Origin of the sequence: Kribbella sp., from assembly GCF_035655035.1 — a bacterium.
In the GTDB taxonomy this organism is placed as follows: Bacteria; Actinomycetota; Actinomycetes; order Propionibacteriales; family Kribbellaceae; genus Kribbella.
In genome coordinates, this window is the sequence record NZ_DASRVN010000012.1 from 1 (window position 1) to 15389 (window position 15389).

7 protein-coding genes are annotated in these 15389 nt (G+C 67.5%); 3 read left to right on the forward strand and 4 right to left on the reverse strand.

All coding sequences use genetic code 11. The annotated features are described in order from the left end of the window. Together tsrT and VFF46_RS00640 are read left to right on the forward strand one after the other, a co-directional pair. Positions 1 to 1048, forward strand: a 1048-nt coding sequence (gene tsrT, locus VFF46_RS00635) for a tryptophan 2-C-methyltransferase (RefSeq protein WP_325034972.1), incomplete at its 5' end; no start/stop codon positions are given. A gap of 68 nt (positions 1049 to 1116) precedes the next feature. Then, positions 1117 to 1749: a class I SAM-dependent methyltransferase gene (locus VFF46_RS00640; RefSeq protein WP_325034973.1), complete on the forward strand. Its 633-nt coding sequence runs from the start codon at positions 1117 to 1119 to the stop codon at positions 1747 to 1749. A gap of 31 nt (positions 1750 to 1780) precedes the next feature. On the opposite strand, the gene VFF46_RS00645 is transcribed toward VFF46_RS00640, so the two are convergent. Beyond that, the gene (locus VFF46_RS00645; RefSeq protein ID WP_325034974.1) at positions 1781 to 2338 is read right to left on the reverse strand and encodes a dihydrofolate reductase family protein; all 558 of its coding nucleotides are present in this window, start codon (positions 2336 to 2338) and stop codon (positions 1781 to 1783) included. Between the two features lie 109 nt (positions 2339 to 2447). On the opposite strand from VFF46_RS00645, the gene VFF46_RS00650 reads away from it, so the two are divergent. After that, on the forward strand, positions 2448 to 3068 hold the full coding sequence (locus VFF46_RS00650) for a TetR/AcrR family transcriptional regulator (protein WP_325034975.1): 621 nt from the start codon (positions 2448 to 2450) through the stop codon (positions 3066 to 3068). Positions 3069 to 3070: 2 nt separating this feature from the next. On the opposite strand, the gene VFF46_RS00655 is transcribed toward VFF46_RS00650, so the two are convergent. From VFF46_RS00655 to VFF46_RS00665, 3 genes are all read right to left on the reverse strand, one after another. Next, the gene (locus VFF46_RS00655; RefSeq protein WP_325034976.1) at positions 3071 to 6619 is read right to left on the reverse strand and encodes a choice-of-anchor D domain-containing protein; all 3549 of its coding nucleotides are present in this window, start codon (positions 6617 to 6619) and stop codon (positions 3071 to 3073) included. 129 nt (positions 6620 to 6748) lie between these two features. Next, on the reverse strand, positions 6749 to 8818 hold the full coding sequence (locus VFF46_RS00660) for an endo-beta-N-acetylglucosaminidase (RefSeq protein ID WP_325034977.1): 2070 nt from the start codon (positions 8816 to 8818) through the stop codon (positions 6749 to 6751). A 109-nt stretch (positions 8819 to 8927) separates the two neighbouring features. Beyond that, on the reverse strand, positions 8928 to 15260 hold the full coding sequence (locus VFF46_RS00665) for an RHS repeat-associated core domain-containing protein (RefSeq protein ID WP_325034978.1): 6333 nt from the start codon (positions 15258 to 15260) through the stop codon (positions 8928 to 8930). Between the last annotated feature and the right edge of the window lie 129 nt (positions 15261 to 15389).

Sequence of the window (15389 nt, forward strand, 5' to 3'; positions counted from 1 at the left end):
CCTCACCAAGAACGGCTGCACCTATGCGTGCGCGCATTGCGTCGAGCCCGACGCCAAAGGAGGTCAGTTCGCCCGCCGTGCGGAGACCGCCGTCGTCGACGAGATGGAGATGCTGACGGCGCAGGGTGTCCACGATCTGCACACCACCGACAGCGAGTTCAACCTCAGCATCAGCCACAGCAAGGCCGTGCTCCGGGAGATCATCCGCCGCAAGAACGCCGACGCGAGCTCGCCGCTTCATCAGCTGCGCTTGTGGATCTACGTCCAGCCTGCGCCGTTCGACGAGGAATACGCGCAGCTCCTGGCGGCAGCCGGCTGTGTGGGTGTCAATGTCGCTCCCGATCACGTTCGCGACGAGGTGCTCGACGGCTGGAAGGTCAGTGGGAAGGGCACCCGGTTCTACACGTTCGACGACGTCCAGAAGTTGTGCCGGCTCGCGGACCGGTACGGGATGCTCACCATGGTCGAGGCACTGCTGGGTATGCCCGGCGAGACCGAGGAGACGATGCACGAATGCGTCGAGAAGCTGCTGGGCCTCGATGCGACGGTGGTCGGCTTCACGCTGGGCATCCGCGCCTTCCCGTACTCGCCGTTGGGAAGGCAGCTGGCCGCGCGCAGCGGCGGTGTCCGACCGGTGCCCGGGGTCCAGTCCAACACCGCAGCTGCGCCGATCCTGCTCACACCTCTCGAGGAGTGCGCGAGCACCGTCGAGTACGAGCGGCAGTTCATGTTCGACCCGTACGGCGGTTTCCGGCCGATCTACTTCTTCTCCCCCGATCTTCCGGAAGGACGCGGCCGGATCGCGCCGGGCGACCGCTGGCTGACCAGCCTCGAACTCCTGTGGAAGTGGGTTCCCGAACGCGACTACCCCCGCGTGATGCTGCCGACCGTTGCCGGGCTCACCCAGGAGGACAACAACTACGCGGACAACCCGTTCCTCCTGCGTCTGACCGAGCTGGGGTACAAGGGAGCGTTCTGGTCCCACTGGCGCAGGCGCGAGGAGATCATGCAGCCGGCCACCTCAACGTGTGCTTTGGGGGTTGAATAGTTGTACCGAGCGGCAGAATGTTCGGCATGGTGTGGCGGCGGTGGGCTAGGACGTTTGCGAATGGGAGTGTGGCCTCGGGGCTGGAGAAGGTGAATGCGCGGCATCCGTGGAGTCACAACGATCACTTCCACAGTTGGATTCTCGCGAACCTTCCTGAGCGGCGAGACTCGGCGCTCGACGTCGGGTGCGGACGTGGGGAGCTGCTGGCCGCTCTGTCGCCGTATTTCACCAGCGTGAACGGTGTCGACCTCGACGCCGCCATGCTCGAGCAGGCCACGCAGCGGAGCGCCGGGTTCGGCAACGTGACCGTCCGCGGCGGCGCGTGGAACGACGGCCCGGGTCCGTACGACCTGATCACGATGATCGCCGTGCTGCACCACCTGGATGTGACCGCGGCTCTGCACGACGTACGCCGGCTGCTCGCCCCTGGCGGGCGGTTCCTGGCGGTCGGGCTCGCCGTTCCGCGAAGCGTCCGCGACCACGCCTGGGACCTCGCGTCCGTCGTGACCAATCCGGTCATCGGATACGTCAAGCACCCGTGGCCGAACCCGAACGGCAAGCAGCCCGCCCCGTACCCGGTACGGGACCCCACAAAGACCTTCGACGAACTGCACGACCTCGTCGTCGACGTCATGCCGGGTGCGGTGATGCGGCACCAACTCGGCTTCCGGCACACCGTCGCCTGGACGAAACCAAACTGACGGCCGCGATCGGCGTACGCGCGGACTGGGGTCAGCGGGTTCGGTAGCGCAGGTAGGTCACGCCCGACGTGAACGAGCGGTGCTCGACCAGGTCGAGGTCCAGGCAGATGCCGGCCGGGAAGAAGCGGGTGCCGCCGCCGACGACGCTCGTGGTGACGAAGAGGTGGTACTCGTCGACCAGGCCGGCCTTGATCGCCTGGGCCGCGAGGTTCGGGCCGTCGATGCTGAGGTCGTGGTCCGACTCCTTCTTGAGTCTGCGCACCGCGTCCGGGTCGAAGGTGCGCTCGATCCGGGTCTTCGCGCTCGGCGCCGACTCCAGGGTCGTGGAGTACACGATCTTCTCCGCCGCCCTCCAGTCGTCCGCGTACTGCAGGATGTACGGCGGTATGTCGGGCCGGGTGTGCACGGTCTCCCAGAAGACCATCGTCTCGTACATCCGCCGCCCGTAGAGGAACGTGCCGACGGGCCGGAACACGTCGCCGACGAAGCTGTGCACCTCTTCGTCCTCCGCTCCCCACCCGAGGTCGCCTTCGGTCGCCTCGGTGTAACCGTCGAGCGAGGTGATCATCGAATAGATCAGCTTGGCCATGCTCAGCCCCCTGCCAGTTGAGGTGAGCCGGTCGACTCACCATTGCGAGGGAAGGTAGTCGCGGATCTGTCGTGAGTCAAGCGACTCACCTCTCTGACATACTGGGCGCATGCCCCGCGAACTCTCCGCATACCACCGCCAGGTCGCCGCGACCAACCGCGCGGCGATCCTCGACGCCGCCGCGGACCTGTTCCTCGAAGCCGGCTACGACAGCACCTCGCTGGCGCGCGTCGCCGAGCGCGCCGGGGTGTCCAGGGCGACGCTGTTCAAGCAGTTCCCCACGAAGGCCGAGCTCTTCGAAGCGACATTGCTGTCAGCCGGCGGCACGGCCTCCGGGGAGCTCGTCGACCCATCGGCCGCGGACTTCTCCGCGGGTCTGGTGACCATCGGCCTCGCGTACGTCGAACTGCTGAACCGTCCCCGCATGGAGGACCTGATCCGTACCCTGATCGGCGAGGGCCGCAGATTCCCGGAACTGCAGGCCCGCACGTTCGACCTCGGCACCCTCCCCGTGATGGCCACGCTGGGCCGCTACCTCCGCGCCGCGAATGCCGCCGGTACGGCGACGGTCGACGACCCGGGCACCGCCGCCGCGCAGTTCCTCGGCATGATCTCGACCATCGTCTTCTGGCCCCGACTCATCCACGGCGGCTACTCCCTCACCGCCGGCGAGACGCGCGACGTGGTGCAGGAAGCAACCCGCACCATCGTCGCGCGCTTCGGCAACTGACGCTACGAGCTCCAGACCTGGAACTCCGAGATCTGGCCGGCGGGCCAGGCGTCGTTGGCGGTGAGATTGAGGCGGTAGTACCGCTGGCTGGTGGGAGTGAAGGTGATGGTGACCGTGTTGTTGTTGCCCGGGGCAAAGGAGTAACCGGCCGGGCCGGCGAGGGTACTGAAGGTCGTGCCGTTGGTACTGCCAAGGACCGAGAGGGTTTCGGTGCGGGATCCCCAGCCGGCCGGGAGTTGCAGGACGATGCGGCCGGCGGTTGTGGCAGCGCCGAGGTCGACCTGGACCCATTGCGGGAAAGCGTTGTTCGCACTTTCCCAGTACGACGACTGGTTGCCGTCGGTGACGTTGCTCGACGGGTAGACGTCGTTGTGGCTGGACTCGCTGGTCGGTTTGCCCGCGGCGAGGTTGGTGTTCGTACTGCCGGCACCGGTACCGGACAACGTGACCGTGGCCGGGCTGTTGGTCGCGTTGCTGTTGATCGTCAGCGTTCCCGTCCGGGTCCCGGACCCGGTCGGCCGGAAGCTGACGTCGACCGTGCACGAGGCGTTGACCGCGATGCTGCCGCAGTTGTTGGTCTGTGAGTAGTCACCCGATGCCGTGACACTCGAGACCGAGGCCGCCTGACCTCCGGCGTTAGTCACGACGACGGCCTGACCGGCACTGGTCGTGTTGAGCGCCTGCGATGCGAAGCTGAGCGACGACGGGCTGGTGCTCAAGCTCGGTCCCGCGGTGCCGCCGCTCGGATACACCTCGAACTCCGACACCTGCCCGGCCGGCCACCCGCTGTTGGCGGTGACGTTGACCCGAACGTAGCGGGCGGTCGTCGTCGGTACGGCGATGTTCACGACGTTGGCGGGAGACGTGAACGTGTACGCCGCGGACGCTACCGGTGTGGTGAAGGTGGAGCCGTCGGTGCTTGCCTGGACCGACAGCGTTTGCGTGCGGGTGCCCCAGGCCGAGCTGGGCGGAAGCTTCAGGGTGACCTTGCCGATGCTGCGCGCCGTACCGAGGTCGACCTGCAGCCATTGCGGGAAAGCGTTGTTCGCGCTTTCCCAATAGGTGTTCGCGTCGCCGTCCGTGGCCGTCGCGGCGGTCTGGGTGCCGTTGACCTGGCTGCTGGCCGTGGCCGGTTTGTTGAGGGCGAGGTTGGTGTCGGAGCCGATCGCGTTGCCGGTGAGGGCGATCGAGGCGGGGCTGTTGTTGGCGTTGCTGGTCACCGTGACGTTGCCGGTCCGGGCTCCCGAAGCGGTCGGCCGGAAGGTGACCGTGACCGTGCAGGACGCGCCGACCGCCACGGTCCCGCAGTTGTTCGTCTGGCTGAAGTCACCGGTTGCCGCGACGCCCGAGACGGTCGCGGACGCCGTACCTGAGTTCGTCAGCGTGACGGTTCGCGTCGCGGACGCGCTGCCCACCAGCGTGTCCGGGAAGGACAGACTCCCCGGGTCGGTGGTCAGGATCGGCCCAGGCGCGACGCCCGTACCTGACAGCGGGACGGTGTTCGTCACGCCGGAAGCGTTGACAGTCAGGTTGCCGGTACGGTTACCGGCGGCGGTGGGGCGGAACGTGACGTTCACCGTGCAGGAGCCGCCGGCCGTGATGCTGCCGCCACAGTTGTTGCTCTGGGCAAAGTCTCCCGTAACCGCGACGGAGCTGACCGGTGCGGCGGCGGTGCCGCTGTTCGTAACCGTGACAGTCTGCGCCGCACTCGTCGTGCCGGTCGCAACTGCCCCGAAAGCCACGGCGGTCGGGCTGATCGAGAGCTGCGAACCGTTGTCCGGCAGGTACGGCGGGAACGTCGGCGCCGTGATGTTCTGGCACTGCGACGGCCCGAAGATGCCTGAGTTGCCGCCGCCGTCGGTGAGGGTGAAGCCGACGCCGCAGCTGTAGATCGGGCCGGGCGCCTGGGTGCCGGTGGCGGTGCTGTTGGTGATCGTCGCCGAGCCGCCGACCTGTTCCTGGACGACCCAGGTCCCGGTGTTCTGGATCGTCGCGTTGTTGATGTGGACGTTGCTGATGTTCGATCCCGAGACGAACTGGATCGCCTCGTACGGGCTCTGCTGGATCAGTAGATTGTCAACATTCGTCAATCCGGCGATCGCGCCGTCGCGGGCGTCGAACCACAGCGCGCCGACGCCGAACTGCCAGTTCGGGTCCAGGCTGCCGGACCGGATGATCGTGTTCCGCAGTACGTCGGTCCGCCCGAGCGCCGTCGAGTTGAACCGCTGCGCGACGTGGATGCCGCCGCCCTGGGTGAGACCGGCGTCGATCACCCGGTTGTCGGTGACGAAGTTGTCGTGGCCGCCGTAGATCGCGATGCCGTTGGCCAGGATCGGGTACTGCACGGTGTTGTGGTCGAAGGAGTCGTTGGCGTCCGCGTTCTGGTCCGACCAGGTCGCGAGACCGTCGTCACCCAGGTTGCGCAGATCGCTGTTCGTCACCTTGGAGTTCGTGACACCGTCGTGGAAGTTCACGCCGTCGGCCGTCACGTTGCGGATCCGCATGCCGTTGAAGACCAGGTTGTCGAACGGGCCGTCCATCCAGGCGCCGACCTTCTCGTGCTCGATCCACACCCGGTCCACGGTCGAGTTGTTCAGCGCGCCGCCGATGCCGTTCACCTGGGCGCCGTCGTTGCGCTCCTGGACGTCGCCGAAGATCGCGAAGTCCGCCAGATGCACGCCACTGCTCGCGTTCGGCGCGTAGTTTCCGTAGAAACCGGGGGCCGCGCCAACGATCGTCGAGTGCCACATGCCGGCGCCCTTGATCGTGATGTTGTTCAGGATCAGGTGTCCCGGAATCTTGAACGTCCCCTCGGGGATCCACACCGTACCGCCGGCACCGGCCGCGGCCATCGCCGCGTTGAACGCGTTGGTGGAATCCGCGACACCTGTCGGGTCCGCGCCGTGGCTGGTCACCGAGACCGAACCGGCCGGCTGGCTCGACGCCCCGGCGACGTTCTCGAAGTCGGCGAAGTCGATCGTGTACGACGCCGCCGTGTCCTCGGCGTCGACCTGCAGCCGGAACTTGGTACCGGCCGGATACGCAGTCGGGAACAGCCGGTGCACCTCGTCGTAGAAGTGGTGCGGGTTGCTGCCCGGCGTATTCGTGAACGGATAGCCGCCGTAGTACCAGCTGTACGCGTTGGTGAGGGTGAAGTTCGGCTGCTTCGACCCGTCGACGTACAACGACAGTTGCGGCGTGTAGACCGAGCCGGAGCCGGTGTCCGGGATGCTGTAGCGGAACACGATCGAGTTCGTCGCCACCGGCGTGGTGAACTCGACGTACTTGCCGGTGCCCTGCAAGGTCACGGCCTTCCGGTACGACGCCTCGGCCGCGAGCGTGTTGTAGGCGGCGCTCGGGCCGATCACCGTGCCGTTGGTGGACGAGTTCTCGGCCTGTACTTCGACGTACGGCAGGGTCGCGCCGACCCCGCCGGAGGCGGCGGCCCAGGCGGAGACGGGGGCGAGGACGGAAAGGCTCGCGGCGACCAGGGCGCCGCAGGCGGCGAGCACGGCGGCGCGTGCCCTCCGGGGACGGATTGACCGGAACATGGGCGGCTCACTCTCAACGGGGCGGTTAGCGACAGACCGTAATACCCCGGATACAGGTGCGCAATATCTCGATCAATCTTTGCAAGAACTCGACCGGGGACGCCGCTGTGGTGCGGCGTCCCCAGTCGTCTACAGCGTGGTGGTGAGGGCGGGGCCGCGGTTGCCGTTCGCGGCGATCGGGACCAGGGCGAAGGTGCGGCCGCGGGTGAGGTCGACCGACTCGGCGAAGAAGACGTCGCGGTGGACCCGGCCGAGCCAGTGATTGTCCTGCAGGATGTCGTAGGCGGTGGCGTCGGACTGGAGTTGCCAGGCGAAGGTGAGGTGGCGGGTGGTGCCGGCGCCTTGGCCGGCGTCGGCGGCGGTGAAGATCCGGGGGCGGCGCGGGGCAAGGTCGGCGGTGCGGGTATCGGCGAGGAAGACCTTGCCGAGGTGGCCGGATCCGCTGGTACGCAAGGAGATCCGCGCGATGCGGTCGCTGTCCTGCGGGATGCGGCCGCGGTACTCGGTCCAGCCGTTGGAGCGTTTCGCGGGAGTCAGCCGGATCCACTCGATGCGGTGCGGATCGCCGCGGCGGCTCACGCCGAGCTCCAGCGTGGACAGGCCTTGCGAGACGACGCGTACCTCGGTCGCGGCCGCCTGATTGAGGTCGGTCTTGAACAGATGCATGACGCCGGTGCCCGACAGCGCGAGGCTGTGCGCGCCCTCGTACGCCGTGCTCTCGTCGAGCGTCACGGTGACACCGTCGGTCCAGTACTGCCAGGTCAGCGACCGGTCCGCGCAGCCCTGGTTGTCCCAGCCGCTGTCGCGGACCTGCTTGCCGTCGAGGTAGAACGTGCTGCCGACGCCGATGTTGAACGTCGTCACGATCGGCAGCCCGCCGTACGGCGACCGCTCGACGACGCCGTGCGCGATACCGTCCCACTTCTTGTAGTTCAGCACGTCTGTCCGGTACGGCGGTTTGCGCGGCTCGAGGCGGCCGGACGTCGCCGGGTTGCCGGTGGGGCCGGACCAGAAGCGTTGCTCGAGGTCGCGGTACTTCGCCCGTCCTTCCGGGGTTGTCGTCGCGCCCGAGTTCGCGGCCGTGGCCCAGTACTGGTCCTCGACGAACAGGCCGACCGAGACCGGGCCGGGGTGACCCGGGTACGCGTAGTCGGTGAAGCACTCCTCCGGGTTGAAGCCGCCCTGCTGGTGCTCGACGCCGGCGAAGGCCACAGCTCGCGGGTCGAACCCGGCGGCCTTCGCGGTCTTCGCGCTGCCGCTGAGGTCCGGGTCGGCGTACGGCCAGCCGTAGTTGATGAAGATCGAGTCGACCGTCTGATCGCCGGGCGCCCCGAGCCACGGAACGTTCTTCGCGTTCAGCGTGTTCTGGTAGTCGAGGTCACCGTTCGGCAGGTCGGCGTCGTAGTACTGCAGGTAGAACGCCGGGTCCTTCGCCTTGAGGTAGCGGAACAGGTCGCGCAGCTTGGCGGCCTGGGCGGCGGTGATCGTGGCCTCCTGGTTGATGAACAGGCCGTCGAACCCGAAGTACCGGCGGATCTCGATCAGCTTGTCGCCGACCGGGAACGAGCCGTCCGCGGCCTGCACCAGGAACTCGCCGAAGTCCACGCCGGACCGCGGCCAGAACCAGCCGCCGATGGTCTTCACGCCGTTCTTGTGCGCGGCCTCGGTCCAGCCCGGGTTCGGGATGTCGATGACGCCGTACGTCCGGCCGGGCGCGCCCGGGTTCGCGACCACGTCGCTCGGCACCGACGGCAGCACCTGCCCGTGCCAGGTCCCCCAGACGTCGATGTACGGCCAGAACCGTTGTGTATACGTATGCCCTTCCAGCCCGATCGGCTGGTTGCGCCCTTCGTAGACCGAGCCGGCGTCGTCCACGCTGAGCGTCGACAACCGCACCCCGGGGTCGAGGTCCGGATGCGCCTGGGTCGGCGCGAACGGCGCGATCCGCGGCGCCAGCGGAACCAGGCACCGCAGGTGCCGCCCCCACGGATGCGTGGCTGGGTCGAAGTCGAGCAGATCCGCCGGATCCCACCCGTACGTCGACGGCCCCGGCGGAATCCCACCCGACCCCGGCTTCGGTACGGCGACCGCTCCGGCCACAGCAGGCGCCGTACCACCGACCCCGGCCAGCGCCACTCCCAAGCCGGCACCACCGACCGTGATCAAAGTCCTCCGGGAAACCTTCACCGGGTCTGACATCGCCTCACACTCCTTCAGATATACCGGTTTAGCTTGCCCGGCATCTTAGAAGTGAAAGCGCAGCGTGAGAAGGGCTGAACTGGTTTTGCCAGCCCTTCTCACTCACTGCTCAGCCGTGCACTCTGTCCTGCAGCGTTCCGTTCCGCGCTGCTTCCTCATACCCCTTGTGCGCCCGATCCTGCCAGTTCTGGAAGAGCTGCCCACCGGCCCGGAGGACATTCGTCTCCGCCGGGTGGTTCGCCGCCCATGAGCCGACGAGGAGCAAGCCGTTGGCCTCGAGGAACCGGTCGAAGTGGAACCCGGTCTCGGTGTTGGAGTAGTTCCAGACCGCGACACCAACCGCCGCGCCGCCCACTCCACCCGCAACCGCGCAGCCGATTGCCAACAGTCCCCCGGGAAGGCACAGTGCTCCGGCGAGTGCACCGTAGAAGGCACCGTACCCACCGATGATGATGTTCTTCGCGTAACCCTCGTCGTTGGAGTCCTTCGGGTCGAAGTCGGAGCCGCCGCCACCGCTCGCGCCACCTCCGCCTCCGGACGGGGTTGCGAGTTTGGCCTGCACCGCCCAGGTGTTCGCGGCGTTCGCGAAGTCGTTCAGCTGGTTCACGAGTTTCCACAGTCCCTGGGAACTCTTGCCCGGATCGGTGAGGGCCGCGGTCGTCTTCATCAGGTTGTTCAGGTTCGCCCGTTCGTCAGGCCCGACGTACCGGATGATCTTCTTGATCAACCGGATCACCTTGGTCGCGAGTTGGTGGATGATCCGGACGATCTTCTTCTCGATCGTCTTGTAGTGCACGACGGCCATCGTGTACAGGGCGCTCAGCCCCACCATTCCGAACGCCGCCGCGACCGCCGACAGCGCACCGAACACGATGATGTAGCTGACCACCTTGATCCGGATCTTCTGGTACTCGACGATCCGCTTGGTGATCATGTAGACGACCGTCTTCATGACGGTGACCGTCTCGGTCACGGTCTGCCGGCCGTCCGCGTCGCTGAAGCTGGCCGGGTTGTTGTTCGCGTACGCGTAACCGTTCAGCTGTTGCGGATCGTTGAAGTCGGCAACCGGGTCGACCGAGATGAAGCGGCCGCGCGACGGGTCGTACTCGCGGGCCCCGAGATGCACCAGCCCGGTGACGTCGTCGTTCGTGCCGTTGACGAACCCTCGCTCCCCCGGCCAGGCGCTCGGCGCCGTCCCGCGAGTCTCTCCGTACGGCGTGGTGCGCCGCTTCTGCACCGCGTGGGTGACAGCGTCGACCGACACCGTCCCGGTGTTGTGGTTGTCGGAGCTGACCCAGCTGAGCTGCGTCGCGCCGGCGCGGACCGCGATCGTCTGACCGCCGTAGCTGTAGTAGCGCGTGCCCAGCAAGGAGTTGTCGGGTCGCAGCAGCAACTCGGTGTCTCCCAGGAACAGTGTCGTGCCGGACGGGTCCTTCCGGAGCAGACGGTTGCCGTCGGCATCGTAGACGTACGACGACGACTTCGTGCCGGTAGTCGCGGCCAGGCGTCCGTCCTGGTCCCAGCTGAACCTCTCGGGAGCGCCGCCGGCCAGCGATCGCGTCTTCAGGTTGCCGGCCTGGTCGTAGCTGTAGGTGTCAGTGCTGTCGCCGCCGGCGCCCGTCGTTGCGACCGCCGTGACCGCGTGCGGCTGCGTGGCGCCGTACGTGTACGTGCTGGTCGTCGTGCCGGCCGCGGTGGTCCGGGTCTCGGTCTTGCGGTTGCCGGTCTTGTCGAAGGTCCAGCTCTGCCAGTACGGCGCCGGGCCGCCCAGCTTGTCCTTGGCCGGATCGGCCGCACAGTCTCCGTCACCGGGCGTCCAGGCCTGCGTCATCCGCCGGTAGGCGTCGTATCCGAAGCACTGGGTGTCGGTCTGCTCGCCGGGGTTGCCGACGTCCTGGATCTTGGTCAGGTTGCCGCCGTCGTCATAGGTGTAGTTCAGGTCGTTGAACTTCGTGTCCTCCGACTTGAACACGCTCCGGCTCAGCCGCCGGGTGCTCTCGTCGTAGTCATAGGTCTGCTGGACGATCTTGCCGTCCTTGGCCATCGTGATCTCGGACGTCTCGCCGTACACCGTGTAGGTCGTACCGGTCACATAGGTGTCTGCGCCGGTCATCGTCACGGGCTGGTTCTGCGCGTTGTAGTCCAGGTCGACCGTCTCGGCAGGCAGGCCTCCGACCGCCGGCAGGGTGGTCTTGTCGGGCTGGCCGTCCGGCGTGTACGTCGTACCGACCGTGTAGGTTCCGGCCAGCGCTCCTTCGCTGGCCGGGATGACGATCTGGCTGCCGGTCGGCTTGCCGTCGTCGCCGTAGCCGAGCACGCGGTTCACGTACGCGTTGCCGTTCAGATAGCGCGTCGTGCTGGTCAGCGAGCCCGGCTTCAGCGTGTCGTACTTCCACTCGGCTGTCAGATGCGCGGACGTCTGGTCCAGACTGTCGTACGCCGCGACCTTGCGGCCGACGTTGTCGTAGGCGAACGACTGGACCACGCCGCGCGCGTCCTTGCTCGACACCAGTTGGTCGAGGTCGTTGTAGGTGTAGGTGATGACTCCGTTGTCGGGATCCTCGGTCCGGATCTTCCGGCCGCGCAGATCGTAGTCGAACTTCCAGACGTTGCCCGCGGCATCGGTCACGGTCGCGAGCTGACCGGCCGGGTGATAGGTGTACTTCGTGCTGTCGTAGGCCCCGGTCGCCGAGTCGCCGGTGTACTGGCGCAACTCGACGATTCGCCCTTGGACGTCCTTGATCTTGGTGGTCGCCTGCTCACCCCGCGGCGGGTCGATCGTTTCCCGGTCACCGTTCTGAACGTGCGTGGTGCTCCACTGCGGAACCAGCGCGGACACGAACGTCTCGGTGAGCGGGCGTTCCTGGTCGTCGTACGTGGTGAGCTTCTGCGCCGGCAACTCCTCCTCAGCCGGCTCGAAGTAGTCCGTCCCGGGCGGCGCGTCGTTGTAGAACGGGCCGTTCTGCTTCACCTGCAGGCCACGCGAGTCGTACTGGTAGTCGCTGATCATCCGGCCGGTACCGTCGTTCGACGCCTCCTGGGTCTGGATCTTGCGCTGCAGTCCGTCGGTGAGCTCGTAGCTGGTCTGTACACCGCCGTCGGCCGCAAGTGTCTTCGTGGTCACCACGCCGGCGCCGTCCGGCCGGATGCGGTACTCGTACTCGGTCGTCGGCGTGCCGGTCGTGCTGTGGCCCGGCGTCCAGATCTTGCGGACCCGGCCGAGCGGGTCGCGCTGCGTCACGGTCGAACGGCCGGCGGGATCGGTCACCTTGGTGGGCTCTCCCCAGGCGGGGTCGACGTCGGTCGAGCTGACCTGGTCGTTCGGCTGCGTCACGGTGGTCCTGGTGACCGGACCAGTGGCCGGCGAGTAGTCCATCCGGGTCGCGTGGTTGCCCGAGTCGACGGTCGACCGGACCCGGCCGTAGGCGTCGAACGTCGAGGTGGACACGGTCTGGTACGTCGGCAAACCGGCCGCGTCGAATCCGGTCAGGCGCTGCTCCGACGTGCGATCGCCCTTGGTCGGGGCGGCGGCCGGGTCGTCGTACCCGATCTTGTCGTCGCCGAGCACCTGAGCGTTCGTCCAGGGCTTGTCACAGCCGACCGAGACCGTCTGCTTGCGGATCGGCAGCTCAGCCAGCCCTACGGTCGCGTTGCCGGTGTACTCGTAGCGCGTGCAGGTGTCGTCGCTCGGGTTGGCGACGTCGTTGAGGTTGCTGGTCTCCTTCAGGGTCCCCACCGGTAGTCCGGACGGATCCGCCTTGTCGGCGTACACGTTCGTACTGGAACTGGTCCGCCGTCCTCCGTCGACCGCGACGTCCTGCCGGACAGCCTGCTCCTGGACCTGCAGCGAGGTGGTCGTCGTACCCCAGCTGTTCTGGCGTTTGCTCGTCGCCTGCGACATCCACGGGTCGGTGATGGCGCGGTCGGTGATGGTGTCACCGTCGTACATGAGCTGTTCACGGACCTGACCCGCCAGCGCGTTGGTGTCGGGCAGCTTCGCGCCGGTGGAGTCGGTGACCTGGCGGACCTTCGTGGTGCCGTCGGCAAGCTGGTCGCCGTCCATCCCGCGGAAGTACGTGTTCACCGTGACTGTCTGGGGCCCGGGGCTCAGGCCCTTGATCACCTTGACCTTCTCGTAGCCGCGCCATTGCGACCAGGTCTTCCGGTCGACCTCCACGAGACCGTCCTCGTCGTCGTGGTGCCAGGCCGGCGTGCCGAGGTACTCGACGCTGGTGACGACGGGTTCGTTGCCGCTGACGAGGTCGGCCTCGGTGATGCGGCTGACGACGTACTTGTTGAACCAGTCCTCCCGCTCTGCCTGTCCTGCCGGGGTCCACTTCACCGGAAGACAACGCATGCCGTTGGTGTCCGGGTTGGGGACATTGCCGGGCAGACTGCAGTCGGAGTCCAGGTACTCGACGCGCAGCTGCCCGCCGGTGCCGTAGGTGATCGTCTTGACCCGCGGCCACTCCAGCGTCGAGGTCCCATCGGCGCCCTTGATCCGGTTCGGCTTCATCACGGCCGCGAACGTCGTGGCCGGAGTGGGCAGTGAACCACCGACCTCACCGGTGTTCGTGATGCTGTCCAGCCACAGCATCGCGCGCTCGTTGTCGCCCTGCAGGTAGTTCTGCTGCAGGGACCAGGAGCTGACCGGGGCGAACGAACTGCCGCGCCAGACCGAGGTCGTGACCTTCGTCAGCCGCTTCTTCGTCCAGAACGTCGGGCTGAACCGGCTGTCGCAGTTCGTGGTACTGGTGCATTCCTGGTCGAGCGGGGTGTCCGGGTAGTCTGCCGCCGCGGCACAGGCGCCCAGGCAGCGGTCCGCGGTGGTGAAGTCGACCTTCGCGACCGCGGGAGTGCTGAAGACCTCGCCGTCGCGTTGTCCGTACTCGATCCGCTTCAGGTTTCCGGCGCGGGTGTACGTCGACACGGTGGTCGCTGTCGCGTTCCGCCCGTAGTTGTTGGTTTCGGTGTCGTAGAACAGGCTCATCGTGTTGCCGTGCGCGTCGACGACGTAGTCGAGGTTCCACCGGTACGCCTGGTCGCACCACGAGTTCGCGAACGCGGCCTGGTTGCACGGCTCCTGAGCGTTGTTGCCGTACACCGGCGCGGTCCAGACCGAGTTCGTGTACTGCGACGCGGACGTCGCGCCGGGAAGCTTGTTCAGGCCGAAGTAGAACTTGGTGCCGCTCTTGTCGGTGATTCTCCAGTACTCACCCTTGCCCCCGGTCCCGGTGCCGTCCGGTCCCTGGTCCGGGTTCACCGCACCGAACAGGTGCTCGACCTTCGTACCGTCATCGGCCTTCGGGTGCCAGGTACCGGTGGCGTCGTCGCGGACCAGCTCGCCGCCGCTGCCGTTCAGCGAGAACGTGGCGTTGTCGGTCGCCCAGCAGAGGTCGCCGGTCGCCTTGGTGCCGTTGTTGCCCTTCTGCTCCGTCTTCGAGGCACAGGACGCGTAGCGGCGCTCGATCGAACCACCCGGTGTGAATTCGAACCCGGCGCCCACCCACGACGCCTGGCTGTTGCTGCCACTGGTCCTGCCGTCGACGCCGCCCGACGAATAGCCGAGAGCGAGGTCGGGTTGCGGCCCACCGAGGCTCGGCGGCGCCTTCATCGGGTAGTTCCAGTTGAAGTCACCGGACGCGCCACCGGCCTCCCAGGTCGCGGTCGGGCTGATTGTCGAGGCCGCCGTGTCACCGCTCGGTCCGGCCGTCGCCGCCTGCACGGCGAGCAGGGCATTCGCGGGGACGTCCGCGGAGAGCGCGCCGGTCCCATCGTTGCTTGTGGCAACAGGTACGCCGGAGCACCCGGTCGCGCCCGGTGTCGTGAGCGCACACTCGGGGACCCGGAGCAGCCGCAGGCGCCCGCTCCAGTCACCGCCGTAGGCGTGCCGGAAGCTCGAGTAGTCCACCCGCACCGAGACCTGCCCACCCTGCTTGGCGTTGTCGGTCCGGCGCAGGCGGAACACCAGCGCGGCGTCGCGCCGACCGAGCAGGTCGACGTGCACAGTGCGTGGGGTGCTCGCCGCGGCGGCCTCGGCAGCGGCGGAACCCTTGCCTGCAAGGGACACCGCACGGTTCGCCGCGGAGCTGGGGCCAACCTGGATCGGTAGATCGGATGCCTTCGCCAGCAGCGTCCTGGTGCCGGCCGCGGGTAGCGTCACCTCCGCCGATCCGGGCGCCGGCCAGTTGACGGCGGGGGTCGCGGTCAGCGTGTACCGGGCATCGAGGTCCGGCACTCCGGGATCGGCCACCCGGTTGTGGCCCGAGACCGACTTCGGTTTCGGGGTGGTCGCCTGCTTGGTCGTCGCCTTGTGCGGCGGCGCCGCACTCGCGGCAGGTCCGTGCAACGAGGTGAGCAGGCTCAACGCCGCGACGCTCGCGACGGCGGCACGTAGTCGGGGACGGGCACGAAGGCGTCGAGTACGCCGGCTTCCAGGCATGGGGCGGTCCTTTGGTGGGCGGTCTGTACCGAAACCATTGACGCCGTAGTCCCGGACTTCGGGCAACGCATTCGACGGCCGTCGAATGTGTTCTGCGGAACCGGCGGGCGTGCGAACCTGAGCCTCGAG